The organism is Terrabacter sp. Ter38 (assembly GCF_024519435.1).
Lineage (GTDB): Bacteria > Actinomycetota > Actinomycetes > Actinomycetales > Dermatophilaceae > Terrabacter.
Genome location: NZ_JALJRZ010000006.1, coordinates 113,342 through 134,921 on the forward strand (window position 1 = coordinate 113,342; position 21,580 = coordinate 134,921).

The 21,580-nt window shown below is 72.3% G+C and carries 19 protein-coding genes; 7 read left to right on the plus strand and 12 right to left on the minus strand.

Annotated elements, in window-relative coordinates; genetic code table 11:
- Positions 1-10: 10 nt before the first annotated feature.
- Both NR112_RS13790 and purD read right to left on the minus strand, forming a co-directional pair.
- Positions 11-646: an RNA polymerase sigma factor gene (locus tag NR112_RS13790; protein WP_256794876.1), complete on the minus strand. Its 636-nt coding sequence runs from the start codon at positions 644-646 to the stop codon at positions 11-13.
- A 36-nt stretch (positions 647-682) separates the two neighbouring features.
- Positions 683-1,960 (minus strand): phosphoribosylamine--glycine ligase, encoded by a 1,278-nt coding sequence (gene purD, locus NR112_RS13795; protein WP_256794877.1) that lies wholly within the window; start codon positions 1,958-1,960, stop codon positions 683-685.
- A 48-nt stretch (positions 1,961-2,008) separates the two neighbouring features.
- On the opposite strand from purD, the gene NR112_RS13800 reads away from it, so the two are divergent.
- Positions 2,009-2,695: a DinB family protein gene (locus NR112_RS13800; RefSeq protein ID WP_256794878.1), complete on the plus strand. Its 687-nt coding sequence runs from the start codon at positions 2,009-2,011 to the stop codon at positions 2,693-2,695.
- Here NR112_RS13800 and NR112_RS13805 read toward each other — a convergent pair.
- Positions 2,612-3,244 carry a GNAT family N-acetyltransferase gene (locus NR112_RS13805; protein ID WP_256794879.1) on the minus strand — a complete coding sequence of 211 codons (633 nt, stop codon included), beginning with the start codon at positions 3,242-3,244 and terminating at the stop codon, positions 2,612-2,614. The genes NR112_RS13800 and NR112_RS13805 overlap by 84 nt on opposite strands.
- Positions 3,245-3,303: 59 nt before the next feature.
- Between NR112_RS13805 and NR112_RS13810 the strand changes: the two genes are divergently transcribed.
- Positions 3,304-5,622 (plus strand): ATP-binding domain-containing protein, encoded by a 2,319-nt coding sequence (locus tag NR112_RS13810; protein WP_256794880.1) that lies wholly within the window; start codon positions 3,304-3,306, stop codon positions 5,620-5,622.
- Between the two features lie 587 nt (positions 5,623-6,209).
- Here NR112_RS13810 and lysS read toward each other — a convergent pair.
- The 8 genes from lysS to NR112_RS13850 form a co-directional block, all read right to left on the minus strand.
- Positions 6,210-7,988 (minus strand): lysine--tRNA ligase, encoded by a 1,779-nt coding sequence (gene lysS, locus NR112_RS13815; RefSeq protein ID WP_256794881.1) that lies wholly within the window; start codon positions 7,986-7,988, stop codon positions 6,210-6,212.
- Between the two features lie 58 nt (positions 7,989-8,046).
- The gene (locus tag NR112_RS13820) at positions 8,047-9,357 is read right to left on the minus strand and encodes an adenylosuccinate synthase (protein WP_256794882.1); all 1,311 of its coding nucleotides are present in this window, start codon (positions 9,355-9,357) and stop codon (positions 8,047-8,049) included.
- 234 nt (positions 9,358-9,591) lie between these two features.
- A complete protein-coding gene (locus NR112_RS13825) occupies positions 9,592-10,422 on the minus strand; it encodes a MerR family transcriptional regulator (protein WP_256794883.1) in 831 nt (276 codons plus the stop codon).
- Between the two features lie 152 nt (positions 10,423-10,574).
- The gene (locus NR112_RS13830; protein WP_256794884.1) at positions 10,575-11,378 is read right to left on the minus strand and encodes a Cof-type HAD-IIB family hydrolase; all 804 of its coding nucleotides are present in this window, start codon (positions 11,376-11,378) and stop codon (positions 10,575-10,577) included.
- Between the two features lie 19 nt (positions 11,379-11,397).
- The gene (locus NR112_RS13835; RefSeq protein WP_256794885.1) at positions 11,398-11,805 is read right to left on the minus strand and encodes a DUF3151 domain-containing protein; all 408 of its coding nucleotides are present in this window, start codon (positions 11,803-11,805) and stop codon (positions 11,398-11,400) included.
- Positions 11,802-12,830 (minus strand): class II fructose-bisphosphate aldolase, encoded by a 1,029-nt coding sequence (fbaA, locus tag NR112_RS13840; protein WP_256794886.1) that lies wholly within the window; start codon positions 12,828-12,830, stop codon positions 11,802-11,804. Before fbaA ends, NR112_RS13835 begins: the two co-directional genes overlap by 4 nt.
- 102 nt (positions 12,831-12,932) lie before the next feature.
- The gene (locus NR112_RS13845) at positions 12,933-13,721 is read right to left on the minus strand and encodes a hypothetical protein (RefSeq protein ID WP_256794887.1); all 789 of its coding nucleotides are present in this window, start codon (positions 13,719-13,721) and stop codon (positions 12,933-12,935) included.
- A gap of 13 nt (positions 13,722-13,734) precedes the next feature.
- Positions 13,735-14,580 carry a GNAT family N-acetyltransferase gene (locus tag NR112_RS13850; RefSeq protein ID WP_256794888.1) on the minus strand — a complete coding sequence of 282 codons (846 nt, stop codon included), beginning with the start codon at positions 14,578-14,580 and terminating at the stop codon, positions 13,735-13,737.
- Between the two features lie 29 nt (positions 14,581-14,609).
- Here NR112_RS13850 and NR112_RS13855 point away from each other — a divergent pair, with 29 nt between their 5' ends.
- A complete protein-coding gene (locus NR112_RS13855; RefSeq protein WP_256794889.1) occupies positions 14,610-16,022 on the plus strand; it encodes an FAD-binding oxidoreductase in 1,413 nt (470 codons plus the stop codon).
- A 31-nt stretch (positions 16,023-16,053) separates the two neighbouring features.
- Here the strand turns inward: NR112_RS13855 and NR112_RS13860 are convergent, their stop codons facing one another.
- The gene (locus NR112_RS13860) at positions 16,054-17,181 is read right to left on the minus strand and encodes a Xaa-Pro peptidase family protein (protein WP_256794890.1); all 1,128 of its coding nucleotides are present in this window, start codon (positions 17,179-17,181) and stop codon (positions 16,054-16,056) included.
- 79 nt (positions 17,182-17,260) lie between these two features.
- On the opposite strand from NR112_RS13860, the gene NR112_RS13865 reads away from it, so the two are divergent.
- From NR112_RS13865 to NR112_RS13880, 4 genes are read left to right on the plus strand one after another with little or no spacing between them, the layout of a single operon-like run.
- A complete protein-coding gene (locus NR112_RS13865) occupies positions 17,261-18,649 on the plus strand; it encodes a sensor histidine kinase (RefSeq protein WP_256794891.1) in 1,389 nt (462 codons plus the stop codon).
- On the plus strand, positions 18,646-19,350 hold the full coding sequence (locus NR112_RS13870) for a response regulator transcription factor (protein ID WP_256794892.1): 705 nt from the start codon (positions 18,646-18,648) through the stop codon (positions 19,348-19,350). The genes NR112_RS13865 and NR112_RS13870 overlap by 4 nt, the downstream gene beginning before the upstream one ends.
- Positions 19,351-19,385: 35 nt before the next feature.
- Entirely contained in the window at positions 19,386-20,312 is a 927-nt protein-coding gene (locus NR112_RS13875) for an ABC transporter ATP-binding protein (protein WP_256794893.1), read from the plus strand.
- Complete coding sequence (locus NR112_RS13880) at positions 20,309-21,580, plus strand: ABC transporter permease (protein WP_256794894.1); 1,272 nt, start codon at positions 20,309-20,311, stop codon at positions 21,578-21,580. The genes NR112_RS13875 and NR112_RS13880 overlap by 4 nt, the downstream gene beginning before the upstream one ends.

Sequence of the window (21,580 nt, forward strand, 5' to 3'; positions counted from 1 at the left end):
ACGGGCAGATTCACGACAGTGCCTCCTTGACGGCATCGATCTCGATCACGGTGGACAGGCTCCGACGAGCCCGGTGGAGACGGGACTTCACGGTCCCCTCCGAGACACCGAGCGCGCCGGCCGCCTCGGCGATGGAACAGTGCGACCAGACGACCAGCTCGATCGCCTCGCGCTGGACCCGCGGGATGAGCCTCAGGGCTCGGTGCACCTCGCTCATCCGCCGCTCGTCGTCGACCCGCGCTGCCGTCGGTGCGGCGTGGTCGGGCGAGAGGGCACCACCGGAGTCGGCCTCGATGCGCCCGTGCAGCAGCCGCTGCCGCCGCGCAGTACGCGCGACGTTGGCGCACTCCTGCCCCGCCATGACGAGCAGCACGGCCCGCGCCGTCTCGGCCCGCAGCGCGTCCACGCTCCCGGCGCGAGCTCGTCGCCAGACCGCGGTGAAGGTCGCCTGCACCACGTCCTCCGCGGCCGCCCAGGACGCCGTGCGCCGGAACGCGAAGTTGTACACGGCGTCGCAGTGCCGTCGGTACAGCTCGGTCAGCGCCGCATCGTCGGCCCCTGCCAGCCGCGACCACAGCACGCGGTCGTCCGCCCCCATGGAGTCATCGGACCTGGGATCTCCCCGGCTCGCGGTCGTGGTGCTCATACCAAGGAGAGTCCGGCCCGGCGGGAACGGTTCGCGTCAGCCGACCGTGATCTCGCCGCGCTCGGCGCGGAGTGCTATGTCGGAGCGGTGGTGCGACCCCTCGAGCTCGATGACCGCGACGGCGTCGTATGCCGCCTGGCGCGCCTTCGCCAGGGACGGCGCCACCGCGACGACGTCGAGCACGCGCCCGCCGGCCGAGACGAGAGCACCCGAACCGTCGAGCGCCGTTCCGGCGTGCAGGACGACGGTGCCGGGCACCTCCGCCGCGGCGTCGAGCCCGCTGATGGGATCTCCGGTGCGGGGCGAGGCGGGGTAGTCCGAGGAGGCGATGACGACGACGACCGCGTGGTCCGACGACCAGCGCAGCCGGCCGAACTCGCCGAGCCCGCCCGTGGCCGCGGCGAGGAGCAGCTGCGCGAAGGGCGTCTCGAGGCGGGCGAGCGAGGCCTGCCCGTCGGGGTCGCCGAAGCGCGCGTTGAACTCGATGACCCGCGGCCCCCGCGACGTCAGGGCCAGACCGACGTAGAGCACCCCGACGAAGGGCGTGCCACGGCGGCGCATCTCGTCGATGGTCGGCTGGGCCACGCGTCGCACGATGTCGTCGGCGAGACCGTCGGGCGCCCAGTCGAGGGGCGAGTAGGCGCCCATGCCACCGGTGTTGGGCCCGGCGTCGTCGTCGCCGACGCGCTTGAAGTCCTGGGCCGGAGCGAGCGCCACGACCGTCTCGCCGTCGCTGATGCAGAAGACCGACACCTCGGGCCCGTCGAGGAACTCCTCGACGACGAGCCGACCGTCGGGCTTGGCGAGGCAGGCTCGCGCGTGCGCGACGGCCACGTCACGTGAGTCGGTGACGACGACGCCCTTGCCGGCGGCGAGACCGTCGTCCTTGACGACGTGCGGGGCGCCGAGCGCGTCGAGGGCCGCCTCGACCTCGTCCATCGTCGTGCAGACGTGGGCCAGGGCGGTCGGCACGTCGGCCGCGGCCATGACCTCCTTGGCGAAGGACTTGCTGCCCTCGAGACGGGCCGCCTCGGCAGAGGGGCCGAAGACGGCGAACCCGGCGGCACGGCATACGTCTGCGACACCGGCGACGAGCGGGGCCTCGGGCCCCACGACGACGAGGTCGACGTCGTGCTCTCGGGCCAGCTGGGCCACGGCTGCGCCGTCGAGGATGTCGACGGGGACGCACAGCGCCGTCGCGTCGATGCCCGGGTTGCCCGGCGCGGCGATGACCGCGTCGACCTCGGGGTCGGCCGCGACGGCCTTGACGAGAGCGTGTTCACGGGCGCCGGAGCCGAGGACGAGAACCTTCACGGCGCCCACCCTATTGGCTCACCCTCCCGGCCCTGCCACGCTGTCTCGATGCCCGACACCCACCCGGCGCCGGACCACGATGCGTGGCTGGTGCAGACGCTCCAGTCGCATCGCGAGGCGGTGCTGTGGAAGCTCGACGGCCTGTCCGACCACGACATCCGCCGACCCCTCACCTCGACGGGGACCAACCTCCTGGGACTCGTCAGGCACCTCGCGTACGTCGAGTTCGGCTACCTCGGCGAGACGTTCGGCCGGCCCGCGGAGCGACCGCTGCCCGCCTGGTCGGAGGACGCCGAGGTAAACGACGACCTCTACGCCCGCGCCGACGAGTCACGTGGGGAGGTCGTCGACCTCTACCGCGCGGCCTGGCGGCACGGCGAGGGCACCATCGCCCTCGGTCTCGACACCATGGGTCGCGTCCCGCACTGGCCCGAGGAGAGGGCCCACGTCGACGTCCGCTTCGTGCTCGGTCACCTCGTCGCCGAGACCGCGCGGCACGCGGGCACGCCGACATCCTGCGTGAGCAGCTCGACGGGGCGGTCGGACGCTTCGCCGACCGCGACAACATGCCCGGGGTCGATGCCGACTGGTGGGACGCCTACCTCACGCGCGTCCAGGCTGCCGCCGACGCGTACCGCTGACGGGACGCGGTCAGCCGAGGCGCTCGAGCAGTCCCGCCCGCACCCGCGGCCACTCGTCGACGAGGATCGAGTGGACGGCGGTGTCGCGCCATGACCCGTCGGCCCGCCTCACGTCGCGGCGCGTGATCCCCTCGAAGGTCGCGCCGAGCTTGACGATCGCGGCCCGCGAGCGGGCGTTGACGACGTCGGTCTGGATCTTGACCCGCCCGAAGCCGCACGTCTCGAACGCGTGCGCGAGGAGGAGGAACTTCGCCTCCGGGTTGACCTGCGTGCCCCACCAGCGCGACCCGTACATCGTCCAGCCCAGGTGCACGTGCTCCCGCTCGGTGTCGACGTCGCCGAGCGAGCTCGACCCGACGACGGTGCCCGCCGGGCCGAGGTCGCCGTCGGCGACGAGCCTGATCGTGTATGCCGTCCGGCCCGTCCCGTGGGCACCGCGCGCTGCGACGGCGGCCGCCACGAGAGCCTCGGTCTCGGCCACCGACGTGTGCGGTCGCATCATCACGAAGCCCTGCTCGTAGCACCGCGGGTCGGAGTAGACGGCGAACAGTCCGGGGGCGTCGTCGGGGGTCGTCACGTCGAGGCGGACGGAGCGGCCGACGAGCGGCGCGCCGGTGGGCGGGACACAGACCTCGATGGGCATGAACTGACAGTAGACTTGATGGTTCCCGCGCCACCCGGCGCGTCCCTCAGAGTCCTTGGATGTCAGTGAGCACTTCGAACGCATCGTCCCAGCGGACCAACGCGCCCGGATCGCGGGGCGCCACGCCGGTGTCGACCAAGAGCATCCCCGACGAGCTCGCGCGCGAGATCGCCGTCGAGCAGGCCCACGTCGACCGCGTCCACGAGGAGCTGGAGAAGGCCGGGGTGCGCGCCGACAGCGTCCAGGCCGAGGGCCTCGCGCGCAGCCACTTCGGACGTCAGGTCGAGGTCGGTGACGCCGAGGGTGCGGCCCTCTTCGAGCGCGACGCGCTGATGTTCCACGCCGCCAAGCGACGCACCGCCCTCGACACGCAGTACGAAGGCCTCGTCTTCGGACGCCTCGACATCGACCACGCGATGCTCCGTGCTGCGGCCGTCGAGTCCAACGGCAACGGCCACCGCCCGGCCGACGGCAGCTCGGGCGGAGACCGCGAGATCCGCTACATCGGTCGCCTCGGTGTCCGCGACGACGACTACGAGCCGCTCGTCATCGACTGGCGCGCGCCGGCCGCCTCCGCGTTCTACCGCGCGACGCCGACGCAGCCGATGGGCGTCCTGCGCCGCCGTGTCCTGCGCAGCCGCGGCACCGTCGTCATCGGCATCGAGGACGACCTCATGGTGCCCGAGGCCCCCGACGACCTCGTCATCGTCGGAGATGGCGCGCTCATGGCTGCTCTGACCCGCAGCCGCGGCGAGCGGATGCGCGACATCGTCGCGACGATCCAGGCCCACCAGGACGAGGCGATCCGCGCCAGCGCCCGGGGCATCACGGAGATCACGGGCGGCCCCGGCACCGGCAAGACGGTCGTCGCGCTGCACCGTGCGGCCTACCTGCTCTACTCCGACCGGCGCCGCTTCGAGTCCGGCGGCATCCTCGTCGTCGGCCCCTCGGGCGCCTACACCGCATACATCGAGCGTGTCCTCCCCTCGCTCGGCGAGGACAGCGTCATCCTGCGCGCCCTCGGCGACGTCCTCGACGTCGTGCACACCGAGCGGTTCGACCCGCCGGCCGTCGCGCGCACCAAGGGCTCGACGCGCATCCGCACCCTGCTCGGCGCCGCCGCCCGTGGCCGCGTGCCGGGCACGCCGACCGAGTTCCGGGCCATGGTCGCGGGCCGCCCGGTTCGCCTCGAGGTGCGCGAGCTCGACCGTGTCCGCTCGCAGGTCCTTCGCCAGCACCAGCGCAACACCGGCACGTCCGCGGCCCAGGACGCCCTCGGCGAGGCCGCCTGGGCCTCCCTCGGCATCACGGGCGACCGGGAGGCCAAGGAGGAGTTCCTCGACAAGTGGGAGGACCACCTCGACGTCGAGGCGTTCATGCAGGTCTGGTGGCCGCAGGTCGACCCCCGCGAGGTGCTGCTGTGGCTCGGCGATCCCGAGCTCGTGCGCCGGCACGCTCGCGGCACCCTCCGCGACGACGAGATCGAGCCGCTGGCCGCCTCGTTCCGGCTCGCGCTCGAGACCGGCACGTGGTCGGTGGCCGACGTCGCGCTCGTCGACGACATCGCCGCCCGCGTCGGCCCGGTGCAGGAGGCCCCCAAGGAGGAGCGCGGCTTCTACGAGATCGAGGAGCTCGACGACCTCAGCCAGTACGGCGTCACCGAGGTGCAGCCCGTCGTCAGCGCAGCGCGCGACGCCGGCGCGCCGCGGGTGCTCACCGACCCGCGCGACAAGCTCCTCGCCGGCCGCATCGGCAAGCCCGACGAGTACGCCCACGTCCTCGTCGACGAGGCCCAGGACCTCTCGCCCATGCAGTGGCGGATGATCGGCCGTCGCGGGCGGTATGCGTCGTGGACCGTCGTCGGTGACGCCGCCCAGGCCTCGTGGCCCGACGCCGTCGAGGCGGCTGCCGCGCGCGAGGAGGCCTTCGGGTCACAGGCGCGCCAGCAGTTCCACATGGACACCAACTACCGCAACGCGCGCGAGATCTTCGACTACGCCGCGGAGGTCGTGCGCCGCGAGGTGCCTGACGCGGACATCCCGCAGGCCGTCCGCGAGACGGGGATCCACCCGGTGGAGGGTGCCCTCGGTCCGGACGCCCTGGCCTCGGTCCGCGCCGCCGTCGAGTCGCTGCTCGCAGAGGTCGAGGGGGCCATCGCGGTCATCACCCCGGCCCTGCACGCCACACTTCTCGAGCCGGTGTCCCGTCTCGGCGAGGGACGCGTCCAGGTCATCGACCCGATGTCGACGAAGGGCCTCGAGTACGACGCCACCGTCGTCGTCGACCCCGACGAGATCACTCGTGAGTCGCCCGGCGGGATACGGGTGCTCTACGTCGCCCTGACCCGTGCGGCACACCGGATGACGATCCTGGCCTGACCGGTGCGGGGCGTCGCGGTCCTCGCATTCCGCCTTCGGGACGAACCGACGTGTGATCGGTTCGTCCCGACCTCGGGGCCGTTCGGCGCAGACTTCGCCGTCTGCATGCCGCCGAGTCGCCCAATGCGGACCGACAGCGTCGCCCAGCCGCAGGAAGCCTCGTCCCGACCGATTTACCTTTAGGTAAAGACTTGTTCAAGGATTCCGCGAACCGTCGACTGTGCCCCCACCCGGGAGGATGATTGCTTCAACGTCAAGGCGCGCGAACCTACCCTCCCCGCCGCCTCCTCCCCCCTGAGGCCCTTGACGTTCGCGAAGTCCCGCCCCCCATGTGGACGACGCACCGGGCGAGGGACGAGATGCAACCCCCCTGCATCTCGCCCCTCGCCCGCTCCCATGCCCGGGCGTCTCACCCGCTTCCTGGGAGAAGTCTGGGAACAGCCCTCGCCACCGCGGCCGCCTGGTCCGGAGGGGTCAACTGACCAGAACCGCCACACACGACCCGCGAGGGTCGTGCCGGCGGCAGACGCGCGAAGGCCCCGACCACAGACGTGGTCGGGGCCTCCTCGTCCGGAGTGGGCGGGAGGTCAGTGGCCGACCAGGCTGCGGACCCGGTCGGCACCGACGGCGAGGAGCAGCGTGGGCAGGCGGGGCCCCGTGTCCTTGCCGACGAGCAGCCGGTAGACGAGGACGAAGAAGGCGCGCTGGGCCGCCGACAGCTCGGGGTCCTTGACCTTTTCCTCCGGGTCGATGCCGCGCTGGATCTTCGGGACGCCGTAGACGAGGTGCGTCAGACCATCGAGGGACCAGTGCTCGTCGAGACCCTCGGCGAGCAGGCGCAGCGACTCCTGCTGCTGCTCGTCGAGGCTGCCGAGCAGGTCGGCATCCGGCTCGGTGCGCACGACGGTGCGGTCCTCTGCAGGCACGTAGCCGAGCATCCAGCGCTCGGCGCAGTCGAGCCGGGGCCGTAAATCGTCGGTCGAGCCGACCGGGTTGTCGGGCTCGAGCTCGCTGAGGATGCGGACGGCCTGCTCCTCGTCACCCTGCGTCACGTCGATGACCGACGCGATGGTCCGGAAGGGCAACGGACGCGGCGTCGACGGCAACGGACCGGCAGCCGTCGAGGTCGCGCGCAGGTGCGCGGCAAGGTCACCGGCCTGGGCCGAACCGTCGGCGACCTTGCGACCCAACGCATCCCACTCGTCGTAGAGGCGCTGCAGCTCCGGACCGAAGGCGACGTCGAAGCTCTGGTTGGGCCGGCGACGGGCGTAGAGCCAACGCAGCACCGGCGCCTCCATGACCTCGAGCGCATCGGTCGGGATCGGTACGCCGCCCTTGCTCGAGCTCATCTTGGCCATCCCGGCGATGCCGACGAAGGCGTACATCGGCCCGACCGGGCGCTCCCAGCCGAAGATCGGCGCGAGGTCCTTGCCGACGACGAAGCTGCTGCCCGGGCTCTGGTGGTCGACACCCGACGGCTCGAAGAGCACGTGCTCGTGCCCCCAGCGCATCGGCCAGTCGACCTTCCACACGAGCTTGCCGTTCGTGAAGGTGTCGAGGTCGACGGTCTCGGTGTGCCCGCACTTCGTGCAGTCGTAGGTCAGCTCGTGGCTGTCGTCGTCGTAGGCCGTGACGGTCGTGAAGTCGGTGCCGCACGAGCTGCAGAAGGGCTTGAAGGGGTAGTAGCCGCCCTTGCCCTCGCTGCCGTCGTCCTCGGACGCCGCGCCGGAGCCACGCTCGGCCTCGGTCGCCGCGGCAGCCTGCTCCTCGGTGAGCTTCGCCGCCTTGCCGCCACCACCGCCCTTCCCCTTGCCACTCGACTTCTGGCGCGCCGCCTCGACGGCCTCGAGCGTGCGGTACTGGTCGAGCACCTTGTCGATGGCGAAGCGCTCACGCATCGCGAGCAGCACCTGGTCGCGGTAGACCCCGGCCCGGTACTGCTCGGTCTGGCTGATCTGGCGCACCTCGATGCCCGTGGCGACCATGGCCTCGAGGAGCGGCGCCTTGAAGTGGTCGGCCCAGCTCGCGTGCGCCGAACCGGCGGGCGGCGGCACCGAGGTCAGCGGCATGCCGATGTACTGCTCCCACGAGTCGTCCACTCCCGCAAGGTTCTTCGGCACGCGGCGGAAGCGGTCGAAGTCGTCCCAGCTGAGGATGTGCTCGCAGTCGATCCCGCGCCGCTTGACCTCGTCGGCGACGAGGTGCGGCGTGATGAGCTCGCGGAAGTTGCCGAGGTGGATCGGCCCGGACGGGCTGATGCCCGACGCGCAGACGATCGTCTCGCCGGGGTTGCGCTCCTGCGCCTCGGCGATCACGTCGTCGGCAAGACGCGTGACCCAGTCGAGGGGGGTGACCTCTTCAGTCATGGGTTTCCTTCAGTTACGGAGGCTTTCGTATGCCGTGTGCGTGCCACGCGTGATGGCGTCAGTGCGCGACGGCCGGCTTGAGCGGGAAGCGCTCGATGATCTCGTCTCGGCCCGGGCCGACACCGATGGCCGAGACCCGGGCGCCGATGAGCTCCTCGACGCGCAGCACGTAGGCCTGGGCGTTGGCCGGCAGGTCCTCGAAGGAGCGGCAGCCGGTGATGTCCTCCCACCAGCCGTCGAGCTCCTCGTAGATCGGCGTCGCGTGGTGGAAGTCGGTCTGGTTGACCGGCATCTCGTCGTGGCGCACGCCGCCGACGTCGTAGGCCACGCAGACGGGGACCTTCTCGAGGCCGGTGAGGACGTCGAGCTTGGTGATGACGAAGTCCGTGACGCCGTTGATGCGGGTCGCGTATCGGCCCACCACGGTGTCCATCCAGCCGCAGCGGCGCGGGCGACCGGTCGTCGTGCCGTACTCGGCACCCGTCTTGCGGAGGAACTCGCCGCTGTCGTCGTGCAGCTCGGTCGGGAAGGGGCCCTCGCCGACGCGGGTCGTGTAGGCCTTGAGGATCGCGATGACCGAGTCGATGCGCGTCGGCGGCACGCCGGATCCGGTGCAGGCGCCGGCCGACACGGCGTTGCTCGACGTGACGTAGGGGTAGGTGCCGTGGTCGACGTCGAGCAGGGTCGCCTGCCCCGCCTCGAAGAGCACCGTGTCGCCGCGGTCGAGCGCCTGGGTCAGCACGAGGCTCGTGTCGGCGACCATCGGAGCGAGCCGGGCGGCATACGACAGCAGCTCCACGACGACGTCGTCGACGGCGGAGGCGCGGGTGTTGTAGATCTTCGCGAGCACCTGGTTCTTCAGCTCGAGGGCGGCCTCGACCTTCTGGCGCAGGATGCCCTCGTCGTAGAGGTCCTGGATGCGGATGCCGACGCGGTTCATCTTGTCGGCGTAGGTGGGACCGATGCCGCGGCCGGTCGTGCCGATGCGGCGCTTGCCGAGGAAGCGCTCCGTCACCTTGTCGATGGTGCGGTTGTAGCTCGGGATGACGTGCGCGTTGGCGCTGACGAGCAGCTTGCTCGTGTCGACGCCGCGCGCCTCGAGACCGTCGAGCTCCTCGAAGAGGACGCCGAGGTCGATGACGACGCCGTTGCCGATGACCGGCACGCAGTTGGGGCTGAGGATGCCCGAGGGCAGCAGGTGCAGCGCGTACTTCTCGCGCTTGCCGTCCTTCTCGATGACGACGGTGTGGCCGGCGTTGTTGCCGCCGTTGAACTTGACGACGTAGTCGACGCTGCTGCCCAGCAGGTCGGTCGCCTTGCCCTTGCCCTCGTCACCCCACTGCGCTCCGACGAGCACGATTGCCGGCATCGGTCTACCTTCCGGTTGTGGTCAAGCCAACCGCAAGGTTATCGGTTCGAGACCGGTGTCCCGGACGCCACCCGGCCCGCATGCGCCCCGGACCAGGGATCTGTCCTCGAGCGCCGCGAACGGGTTCGGTCCGACGCGTGGGTCCGGCGATCTGGTCCGGGTCGCCCAACAGGTCACCCGACCGTGGCCGGGTGCCCGGGCCGGCACGGGTCGGCCCCGCGCCGGCCCGGCTCGTCAGGCGACGGGCTGCTGCAGCTCGATGACCCAGTGGTCCGGATCGTCCATCTGCGCCTCGTGGTAGATCTCGCGGCACGGACCGGCGAACGAGAGCCCGCGTGCCTCGACCTCGCGCGACAGGGTCTGCCACGCCTCGCCGATGGCGCTGAGCGGCCCGCGCAGCGTGGTGACCAGGGCCCGGGGCTCGGCCGGCAGGTCGGCGAGCTCGAGCCCGGCCGCCGAGGCCTGGGCCTCCCCGACCTCCGGTCCGACCGGGTACGCCGCGGCGGCGACCATCGAGTCGCCATCCATCGTGTAGTGCCCGATCGACGGACCGGAGGGCGTCAGGTGCCCGGCACGCACGGCCTCGTCGACCTGGCCGAAGAGCGGACCGACGACCTCACCGACCTGCTGGCCGTCGGCGACGCGGCTGCTGCGCTGCACGACGCGCAGCGCCGGTAGGTCCTGCTCGGTGTAGGGGTCGAGGACGACTGACGGTGACATGGTGCGCTCCTTCTCGATCATCCGGAGACGTCGCTCGACCTGCTCCAACCGCGCACGGTCGGCCTCGATCTGCTCGGCGAGCTCGGCCCGGCGCAGGCGCAGCATGCCGCGCAGCTGCTCCACGGGCAGGTCGTCGCCGAGCAGGCGTCCGCAGTCCTCGAGCGAGAAGCCGAGGTCCTTGAGCGCGACGAGCCGGTTGACCCGGTCGAGCTGGCCGGTCGTGTAGGACCGGTAGCCCGAGTGCGGGTCGACGCGGGCGGGCCGGAGCAGGCCGAGGGCGTCGTAGTGGCGCAGCATGCGCACCGACACCCCGGCCAGCCGGGCGAAGTCTCCGATACTCAACATGGTTCACCTAGGGCATCGCCTGACACGGTGTCAGGGTCAAGCATCGCCGACGATCGTGGTCCCGTCGGGCCATCCGGCTGCGGTCGCCCGACAGGTCGCCGGACCGAGCCCGGACCGCGGCGGTCGGCAGAGGTCGCCGGCCGACCGGGTCGTCAGTGCGAGCCCAGCCAGTCCTCGAGGTAGGCGGCGACGCCGTCCTCCCGGTGGTGACCGGTGACGACGGATGCGGCATCGAGGGCCGGGTCGACGGCGTTGGCGACCGCGACCGCGGTGCCCGCCACGGCGAAGGCCGAGACGTCGTTGTGGTTGTCGCCGAAGAAGACCGTGTCGGAGACGTCGACGCCGAGCTCGTCGGCGAGGGCGCGCAGCCCGTCCCCCTTGGAGCACGCGGCGTTGGCGATCTCGAGGTAGGTGGCCTTGGACCGGTACGTCACGAGGCCCGTCCGGCCGCTGAGCGCCGCCTCGAGCTCGTCGACGAGGCCCGGGTCGCCCATCGCCATGACCTTGTGCGGCGGCTGCACGTCGACGCGACCGCTCGAGACGTAGTCGTGCGCCGAGTCCGGGCTCGGGTCGACGGCGGTGATCGTCGCCTCGCGCTCGGTCCACTCGTCGGGGCCCCAGGCGTACCAGTCGTCCCCGGCGAAGAAGCTCCCGTGGAGCTCGAGCCGCTCGCACACGGCATACGCGGCCCTCGCGTCGTCGGGCGTGATGGCGACGTCGGTGACGACCGAGCGGTCGGCACGCAGCACGAGCCCGCCGTTGTACGCGATGAGCGGGGTGGGCTCGACGCCGCAGAGCCGCTCGAGACCCTCGAGGGACGCGGGCATGCGGGAGCTGCAGAGCACGAACGCGTGGCCGGCCTCCCGCACCGCCCGGATGGCGGCCACGGTGCGGGAGGACAGCGTGCGTCGGTGGTCGAGCAGCGTGCCGTCGACGTCGGAGCAGAACAGCGTCATCAAGTGGTGCGCGACGGCCTCAGAGACCGAGCTCGCGAGCGCCCTCGGCCGAGCTGTCGCGCAGGAACTGCGTGCAGCGCGCCTCCTCGTCGCTCTCACCGATGGCGCGGGCCGCCCGGGCGAGAGCCGCGAGCGCACGCAGGAAGCCGCGGTTGGGCTCGTGCGACCACGGCACCGGACCCTGCCCTCGCCAGCCGGACTTGCGCAGCGAGTCGAGCGCCCGGTGGTAGCCGGTGCGGGCGTACGCGTACGCCTCGACGTCGCGGTCACCGTCGGCGAGCGCGTCCTCGGCGAGAACGGCCCACGCGAGCGAGCTCGCGGGGTACGTCGCGGCCACCTGCACCGGGTCGACCCCGGCGTCGAGCTTCTCGGCGGCCGGGTCGACGGCCAGGCGGGTCTCGGGGATGCCGAGCAGGTTGTCGCTCACTGGTGCGTGCCCGCCGAGCGGAGCGCGTCGCACGCCTCGACGACGCGCTTGGCCATGGCCTCCTCGGCCGACTTGCCCCAGGCACGGGGGTCGTACTGCTTCTTGTTGCCGACCTCGCCGTCGATCTTGAGCACGCCGGCGTAGTTGCCGATCATCCAGCCGGCGATGTCGCGCGTGAAGGCGTACTGCGTGTCGGTGTCGACGTTCATCTTGATGACGCCGTTGTCGACGGCGGCCGAGATCTCCTCGGGCAGCGAGCCCGAGCCGCCGTGGAAGACGAGGTCGAAGGGGCGCGCATCGTCGGACAGGCCGAGCTCCGTGGCGGCGGCGTGCTGGGCCTGCAGCAGGATCTCCGGGCGCAGCTTGACGTTGCCCGGCTTGTAGACGCCGTGGACGTTGCCGAAGGTGAGGGCCGTCAGGTAGCGGCCGTTCTCGCCGGAGCCGAGGGCCTTGATCGTCGCGATCGCGTCCTCGGGGGTCGAGTAGAGCTTGTCGTCGATGGCCCCCTCGACGCCGTCCTCCTCGCCGCCGACGACGCCGACCTCGATCTCGAGGATGACGTGGGCGGCCTTGGCGAGAGCGAGGAGCTCCTGCGCGATCGACAGGTTCTCGTCGAGCGGCACGGCCGAGCCGTCCCACATGTGCGACTGGAACCACGGCGTGCCGCCGGCCTGGACGCGCTCGGTGCTCGCCGCGAGGAGGGGACGCACGAAGGTGTCGAGCTTGTCCTTGGGGCAGTGGTCGGTGTGCAACGCGATGTTGACGGGGTAGTTCTTGGCCACCTCGTGCGCGTAGGCGGCGAAGGCCAGCGAGCCGCTCACCATGTTCTTGATGCTCGGGCCGGAGAGGTAGTCGGCCCCACCCGTCGAGACCTGGATGATGCCGTCGGAGCCGGCGTCGGCGAAGCCCTTGAGCGCGGCGTTCAGCGTCTGCGAGCTCGAGACGTTGATGGCGGGGTACGCGAAGGAGCCGGCCTTCGCGCGGTCGAGCATGTCGGCATACACCTCGGGGGTGGCGATGGGCATTGCTACTCCTGCTGTCTGGTGAGCGGGTTCACGATCCGCCGTGAATCCTGCCACGTATGCCGCCGCGTGCCCACGGGTGCCCACCCACCGGTGAGCGCCCGCTCAGAGGAGGCGCGCGACGAGCACCGCGAGCGCCTTCTGCTGCTCTCCCGGATGCCACCCGCTGCCGTCGAGCGTGGCCCACACGAGGTGGTCTCCGCGGCGCAGCAGGACCACCTCGGCCGACCCGGCGCCGTACTCCGAGGGGACGGTCCCGATGCGGGCGCGGAGACCGGCCACGCGGCTCGGCGCCGCCTTCGCGCAGGTCGTGAAGGCGGTGTCGAGGTAGGCGACGAGGCCTCCCGGGTCGCCCGCTTCGAGGTCGACGAGGCTGAACGTGACGACCTTCGTGCCGGCCGAGCTCTCGGGCGGGGCCTGGTTGCCGGCCTGCTTCGGCATCGTCAGGAGATAGCCCTCGACGAGACGCAGCGCCCCGCTCGCCGGGATGAACGCGTCCGCGAGCAGACCGGTCCACGGCACGAGGCCGTCGCACTGCGGCCGGGAGGGCAGCTCGCCGGGACACCGCCCCCGGTCGGCGGCGTCAGGACCCGGCACCACCTCTCTGGGAGCGGAGAACGCGCTCGTCTCGGCGCCGGGGAAGACGGCGTCGAGAGGGACGCGACCCGTGCCGGTGAGCGGTCGCGTGGTGGTGCACCGCGGGGCGGCCTCGATGAAGGTCATCCCGGGATCGGGCTGCACCGTCCCCGTCGTCGACGTGGCATCGCGACCTGTGGGTTCGGCGCTCTCCGTGGTGCACGCCCCGAGCAGCGTCGCGGCCAGCGCCCCGGCGGCTCCGGCGGCGAACGCGGACCGGGCGGCCGTGGCTGCCCGCCCCCGTGGCGCCCGCGTCACTGCCGTGGCCCCGTCAGGCCCTGGGATCGAAGACGTACGGGGTCGTCGTCGCCACACGGTGCAGGCCGAGGCGGCGCAGGATCGGCTCGGAGTCGGGCGAGGCGTCGACGCGGACGTACTCCTTGCCGCGGTCGAGGCCGAGGCGGGCCCGGTGGAGCAGCGTGGCGCGGTAGAGCCCGCGGCCTCGCCACTCGGGCAGCGTCGAGCCGCCCCAGAGGCCGGTGAACCCACTCGCGTCGTACTCACCGCGGGCCGCGCAGAGGACCGGCCCCTCACGGGACTCCTCGACGACGACGACGTCCATCGACTCGGGCCGGGCGACCCACTCGGGGTAGAGGGACTCGGTCACCCAGGCGTGGTCGTCGCCCCACACCGTCTCGGACATCGTGCGCATCCGCGCGAAGTCCTCGAAGCCGTCGGCGGCACGCACGACGACGCCCTCGGGCAGCGCGAGGTCCTGCGCCGCGAGCGGGGCGGCCTCACCGAGGACCAGCGCCTCGTCGTCCTCGCGGACGAAGCCCGCCGCCTCGAGGCGCGCGCCGAGGTCGCTCGGCTCGTCGTAGTCGTACGTCTTCCACTCGACCTTCTGGCCGCGTTCGGCGAAGAAGTCGCGCACCCGGGCGACGAGGCCATCGGGGTCGTCACCGAGACCGTCCGGGCTCTCGACCATCGCGAAGTGGCCGGCCGGGTCGAGGTCGTAGTGCTTGCGCACGGGACCGTCGAGCTCGAGGGGGCGCTCGGCGGTCCCGAGCGGGACGGGCGCGCGCGTCTGGTCGTGGAAGACCCGGAGCAGCTGCTCGGGCAGGGGAGCCGGCACCGGCTCGGTATCGCTCTGGAACGAACGGGGGTTCACAGGCACCAGCCAAGCATGGTCTGATCCGTCTCGTCATGCCTGTTTCCCCGCTGTCGCCCCGAGCCGCCGTCGCCCTCGCCGACGCCCGGCCCGTCCCCTTCTGGACCGACCGTCCCGAGCGGCCCGACCCGCGGGCGGCCTTGACGGGCGCGGCACCACGCACCGACCTGCTCGTCGTCGGCGGCGGGTTCACCGGGCTGTGGGCCGCGATCCAGGCCAAGGAGGCCGACCCGGCGCGTGACGTCGTGGTCGTCGAGGCCGGGCGCCTGGCCGATGGCGCCTCCGGCCGCAACGGCGGCTTCATGGCGCCGTCGCTGACCCATGGTCTCGCCCAGGGCGTCGGCTGCTGGCCCGACGAGATGGAGGCCCTCGACCGGCTCGCGGCCGAGAACGTCGCGGGCATCGAGAGGACGCTGACGGCATACGGCATCGACGCCGACCACCACGTGCCCGGCGAGCTGACCCTGGCCCTGACCGAGCACCAGATCCCCTCCGTCCGTGCGTCGTTCGAGCTGCACCGGGCGCACGGCGTCCCGGTCGAGCTCCTCGACGCCGAGCAGGCGCGGGCCCGCGTCGACTCGCCGCGCTACCTCGCCGGCATGTACGACCCGGAGGTCGCGCTGGTCGACCCCGCGCGCCTCGTCTGGGGGTTGGCCCGCGCGGCCGAGTCGCTCGGCGTGCGGCTCCACGAGCACACGCGCGCCACGGGATTCGACACCGAGGGCGACGGCGTGAGGGTGACGCTCGACGACGGCTCGATCCACGCGCGACGCGTCGTCATCGGCACGAACGCGTCGCAGGGGGTGCTCAGGCGCTTCAGTGCGTGGGTGCTCCCCGTCTACGACCACGTCCTCATGACCGAGCCCCTGACGCCGGCCCAGCTCGACGCCATCGGCTGGAAGGGGCGCGAGGGACTGACCGACGCGGGCAACCAGTTCCACTACTACAGAAGGACGCTCGACGACCGGGTGCTCTTCGGAGGCTACGACGCGAACTACCACTTCCCCGGACGCATCGACCCCGTGCTCGAGCAGTCGGACGCCTCCCACGGGCTGCTCGCCGACCACTTCCTCGACCTCTTCCCTCAGCTCGAGGGCATCCGCTTCACGCACCGCTGGGCCGGTGTCATCGACACGACGTCGCGCTTCACGCCGGTCTTCGGCACGGCGCTCGGAGGACGGATGGCGTACGCCGTCGGCTACACCGGGCTGGGCGTCGCCTCGACCCGCTTCGGTGCGGCCGTCGCCCTCGACCTCGTCGACGGCAAGGACACCGAGCGCACCCGCCTCGGGATGGTGCGGCGCAAGCCGATCCCCTTCCCTCCCGAGCCGATCCGCTATGCCACGGTGCGGGCCACGCGGTCCTCGCTCGCGGCCGAGGACCGCACCGGCCGGCGCAACCTGTGGCTCCGCACGCTCGACCGGATCGGGGTCGGCTTCGACTCCTGACGTCCTGGGACGCTCACTCGAGCGGGACGGGTCAGAGGACGACGAGGTCGGTCGGCCTCGTGTTGAAGCGCTCGACGCCGTCGTCGGTCACCGCGACGATGTCCTCGATCCGGGCACCCCAACGGCCCGCGAGGTAGACGCCCGGCTCGATGCTGAAGGTCATGCCGGCTTCGACCGGGAGGTCGTTGCCCGCGACGATGTAGGGCTCCTCGTGGCCGTCGAGGCCGATGCCGTGGCCGGTGCGGTGGATGAAGTGCTCGGCGAGGCCGGCCTCCGCGAGCACGTCTCGGGCCGCCCGGTCGATCTGCTCGCACGTGACTCCGGGGCGCACGGACGCGACGGACGCCTGCTGTGCCGCCTGCAGCGCGGCATACGCCAGGGCCACGTCGGGCTCGCGAGGCGACCCGACGGCATACGTGCGCGTGCTGTCGGAACCGTAGCCCGAGGGCAGCGGGCCGCCGATGTCGACGACGACGACGTCGCCGTCCTCGATGACGCGCTCGCTGACGGAGTGGTGCGGGCTGGCGCCGTTCGGACCCGACCCCACGATGACGAATTCGGCTGTGGCGTGGCCTTCCTCGACGATCGCAGCGGCAATGTCGGCAGCCACGTCAGCCTCGGTGCGACCAGCCCGGAGCCACTCGCCGACCCGTGCGTGCACGCGGTCGATCGCGGCTCCGGCCGAACGCAGCTCCGCGAGCTCGGCTGCGTCCTTGCGCATCCGCAGCTCGCGCAGGACAGGCCCGGCGAGCTGCTGGTCGCCGGCCCCCGCGTCGCGAAGCCGCAGCAGGTGCAGCGCCGGCGTCATGTCGGACACCGCGACGCGACCGCTCGGCAGGCCGCCGAGCGCCAGGGCGTAGGGGTCCTCGCCGTCGACCCACGTGCGCACCTCGACGCCGAGCTCGCCGAGCGGCACGTGGCCGAGGCCGGCGTACTCGAGCGCCGGCGAGACGAAGACGGGGGCGACCGCGGCGTCGCTCGGGACGACGAGGGCCGTGAGTCGCTCGAAGGACGAGCCCGCGATGCCGGTGAGGTAGCGCAGGTCGGAGCCGGGTGACACGACGGTCGCCGCGACGCCTGCATCTGCCGCGTGGTGTCGCAGCCGGTCGAGCCGGGAGCGCATCGTCGGGACGTCGAGGACGGAGGAGGAGACACCCATGCGCCCGAACCTACCGCCGCCACGCCCTCCACCTCGAGGGGGAACCGGCGCGGGCACCGGTCTGCCTAGGCTGATCCCCATGGACGGCCGGTGGACTGCCCTCGTGGCGCGGGTGAGGGCCTACTTCGGTGTCGACACCGACTGGGAGCGGGTGCCCGACGACTCGCCGCGCCAGCGGCGCGCCGACCTCTGGGTCGCCCTCGGCTTCCTCGTCGCGGGGTCGCTCGGCGTCGAGCTGCTGCGGAGCATCGACTCACTCGGCGCGCAGCAGGACTCGTGGGTCTGGCCGCACGTCGCCGTGGCCCTCGGCACGCTCCCCCTCATCTGGCGCCACCGGTGGCCACTGCTCGTCGCGGCCGGGCTGTCGCTGCACCTCTTCGTCTTCGGCCTGCTCATGCCGGCGGTCGCGGTGTCGATGCCGATGCAGGTCGTCTACTTCCTCGCCCTCTTCACCGGCGTCGCCTGGGCACGTGACCGGCAGGCGATGCTCGGGGTCGTGGCCGGTGTCGTGCTGCTGATGTTCGGCTGGCTCGCCTGGCAGCTCGCGGTGGGCAGCGGCGTCGAGGAGGCGATGAGCCGCGGCGACGAGCCCCTCGTCCACCAGGGCCTCTTCAGCCCGGCCGGCGCCTACGTCGTCTACACGCTGCTCATCAACGTCTTCTACTTCGGCGGCGCCATCATCGGCGGCCAGGCCGCCTGGCGCGCCGCGCTCCAGCGCGAGCGGCTCGCCGCCCAGGCACGGACCATCGACGCCCAGGCCACGAGCCTCCAGCGGCAGGCCGTCGTCGAGGAGCGGCTGCGGATCGCCCGCGAGCTCCACGACGTCGTCGCCCACCACGTCTCGGTCATCGGGATCCAGGCCGCTGCGGCCCGTCGCGTGCTCCGCCGCGACCCCGATGCCGCCGAGGGCGCCCTGCGCTCGGTCGAGACGTCGTCGCGCGACGCGGTGGCCCAGATGCGAGGGCTGCTCGGCACGCTGCGCGCCGACGACCACGAGGGGACCTCGGACGGGTCGGGACCCGGGGGTCGCACCCGGGCGCCCGAGCCCGGGCTCGCGGACGTGACGACTCTGGCCCGAGAGGCCGCGACCCAGGGTCTCGAGGTCGAGTGCCACGTCGTCGAGGACGTGCCCGGCGCGGCCGCCTCCGTCCCGGCACCGCTGGGGCTCTCCCTCTACCGCACCGCGCAGGAGGCGCTGGCCAACGTGCGCCGGCACTCGACAGCCGCATCTGCGACGGTCTTCGTCCGCGTGGACCGACGACCGGAGCACGGTTTCGCGCACGGCTACGCCGAGGTCGAGGTGCTCGACGGCGGGCGGCCGCGGTCGGGCACGTCGGGGACCGGGCTCGGGCTCCTCGGCGTCCGCGAGCGTCTCGCGACGCACGGCGGGGTGAGCGAGATCGGGCCCCGGGTCACCGGCGGCTACCGGGTGCGCGTGCGTATGCCGCTGCCCGAGGAGGCGCCGTGAGCGCGCCCGTCCGCGTCCTGCTCGTCGACGACCAGCTGCTCGTCCGGTCCGGCTTCTCGCTCATCCTCTCGGTGGAGGACGACATCGAGGTCATCGGGCAGGCGAGCGACGGCGAGGAGGCGGTGCGGCTCACCCGTGAGCTGCGACCCGACGTCGTGCTCATGGACGTGCAGATGCCGCTCATGGACGGCATCGAGGCGACCCGGCGCATCGTCGCCGACGACCTGGCCAGGGTCGTCATCCTCACGACCTTCGACCGGGACGACTACGTCTTCGCCGGCCTCGCCGCCGGGGCGAGCGGCTTCCTGCTCAAGAACGCCGACGCCGACCACCTCATCGAGGCGGTGAGGGCCGTCTCGGGTGGCCACGCCCTGCTCGCTCCGGAGGTGACCCGGCGGGTCATCGAGCAGATGACGAGCGGGCCGCTCGCCGACGCTCGGGGCGCCCCACGGCGGGCCGAGCGGGACCCGCGGCTCGACGACCTGACGCCCCGGGAGCTCGAGGTGCTCGGTCTCGTGGGTCGGGGCCTCTCCAACGCCGAGATCGCCGGTCGGCTCTTCGTCGGTGAGGCGACGGTCAAGACGCACCTGTCCAACGTCTTCGCCAAGCTGCACCTGCGCGACCGCGTCCAGGCGGTCGTGCTGGCCTACGAGGCCGGTCTCATCCTCCGGGGGGACCCGGAGGATCAACCGAGCGGCTGATCCCGTGCACCCCCCTGCGGCCTAGCGTGGATGGCATGAGCGAACACGGGGACCGCCTGACCAGACCGCGCGCCACGGCCGACATCGAGCTGCGGCACCTGAGCCGCACCTTCGGCGAGATCCGCGCCGTCGACGACATCAGCTTCACGGTCGGGGCCGGCCGGCTGACCGGCTTCGTCGGCGGCAACGGTGCCGGGAAGACGACGACGATGCGCATGGTCATGGGGGTCCTGTCGCCCAGCGGTGGCGAGGTGCTCTGGGACGGTCGCCCGATCACCGCTCTCGACCGGCGCCAGTTCGGCTACATGCCGGAGGAGCGGGGGCTCTACCCCAAGCAGGGGGTGCTCGACCAGCTCGTCTACCTCGGACGGCTCCGGGGGCTCAGCACCTCGGTGGCCCGGTCCTCGGTCACGGCCCACCTCGAGCGCCTCGGTCTCGCCGAGCGCGCCAAGGACCACGTCGAGAAGCTCTCCCTCGGCAACCAGCAGCGGGTCCAGATCATCGCCGCGCTCATGGGCCGTCCCCGGGCGCTCGTGCTCGACGAGCCGTTCAGCGGGCTCGACCCCGCCGCGGTCGACAACATGGCCGACCTGCTGCGCGAGCACACGACGCAGGGGGTGCCGGTCCTCTTCTCCTCCCACCAGCTCGACCTCGTCGAGCGGCTCTGCGAGCGCCTCGTCGTGCTCGCCAAGGGTCGGGTCGTCGCGTCGGGCTCCCCGGACGAGCTCCGCTCCACCTCCGTGTCGCGGCACCGGCTCGTCCTGTCGGGCGACGCGGGCTGGGTGCGCGGCGTCGGGGGCGTGCACGCCGTGGACGTCGAGGGGCACACGGCCCTGCTCGAGATCGTCGAGCACGGCGCGGAACGGACCCTCCTCGAGGAGGCCCTGAGACGCGGCGAGGTGCACGAGTTCTCGCCGCAGCGACCCACCCTGGCCCAGATCTACCGTGAGGTGACGGCATGACCACGCTTCAGCACCGACCGGACCCCGACACCACCGGCGAGGGCGTCGGCAGCAGCGAGGCCTCCGGGCTCGCCGAGCTCGCCGACGAGCGGGCGCCCGGCAGCGGGCGTCCGTGGCTCATCGTGGCCGTGCGCGAGGTCGTCGTCCGCGTCACGAACCGCACGTTCCTCTTCTCCACGCTCTTCACGCTCGTGTTCATCGCCGGCTTCGCGGCCTTCTCGGCGTGGCAGGCGGGAAAGACGACGACCTACACCGTCGCCGTGTCGTCGGCCGAGGGCACGCGCCTCGTCGAGAAGGCCGCATCGACAGCCCGCTCGACGAGTGACACCGTCGTCATCACCCCGACGACCGTCACCGGCGAGGACGCGGCGCACGCCGCCGTCGACCGGGGCGACGTCGACGCGTGGCTGCACGAGACGCCGGCCGGCTGGACGCTGACGTCCGGCGACGACGTGGGGTCGTCGCTGCGGACGCCCCTCGAGGGAGCCGTCCGCGCCGCCGCGCTCGACCGCAACGCGGCTGCGGCCGGCACGACGGTCGAGGCCCTCGAGCGCGGGGCGACCCTGGGCGCCGACCGCTTCGACGGGCAGACGACGAACCGCGGCTTCGTGCAGGCCGCCACCTTCGCCTTCGCGCTGCTCTTCTTCATGGGCGCCCTGATGTTCGGCCAGCAGATCGCCGCGAGCGTCGTGGAGGAGAAGCAGTCGCGCCTCGTCGAGATCATCGCGACGGCGATCCCGCTGCGCGCCCTGCTCGCCGGCAAGGTCGTCGGGAACTCGGTCATCGCGATGGGCCAGGTGGTGCTCTTCGCCGGGGTCGGGCTCGTGGCGGTGTCGTTCACCGAGTGGTCGTCGCTGCTGCCCGCGCTCTCGACCGCGGTCGTGTGGTTCATCCTCTTCTTCGCGGTGGGCTTCTTCGCCCTGGCCTGCCTCTTCGCCGTCGCGGGCGCGCTGGCCTCGCGCACCGAGGACCTCCAGTCGACGACCTCGCCCCTGACGACCCTGCTCATGCTCGTCTACTTCGCGAGCTTCGCCCTGAGCGGCACTGCCCTCAAGGTCGCCTCCTTCGTGCCGATCGTGTCCGTCGTGGCGATGCCGGGGCGGATCATCGCGGGCGACGCAGCCTGGTGGGAGCCCGTCGTGTCCCTCCTGATCATGGCGGCCTTCTCCGCGGTGACCGTCGTCATCGGCGAGAAGGTCTACCGACGGTCGCTCATGCAGACCCGCGGCCGGACGTCGTGGAAGCAGGCCCTGCGCACGGCGGACTGA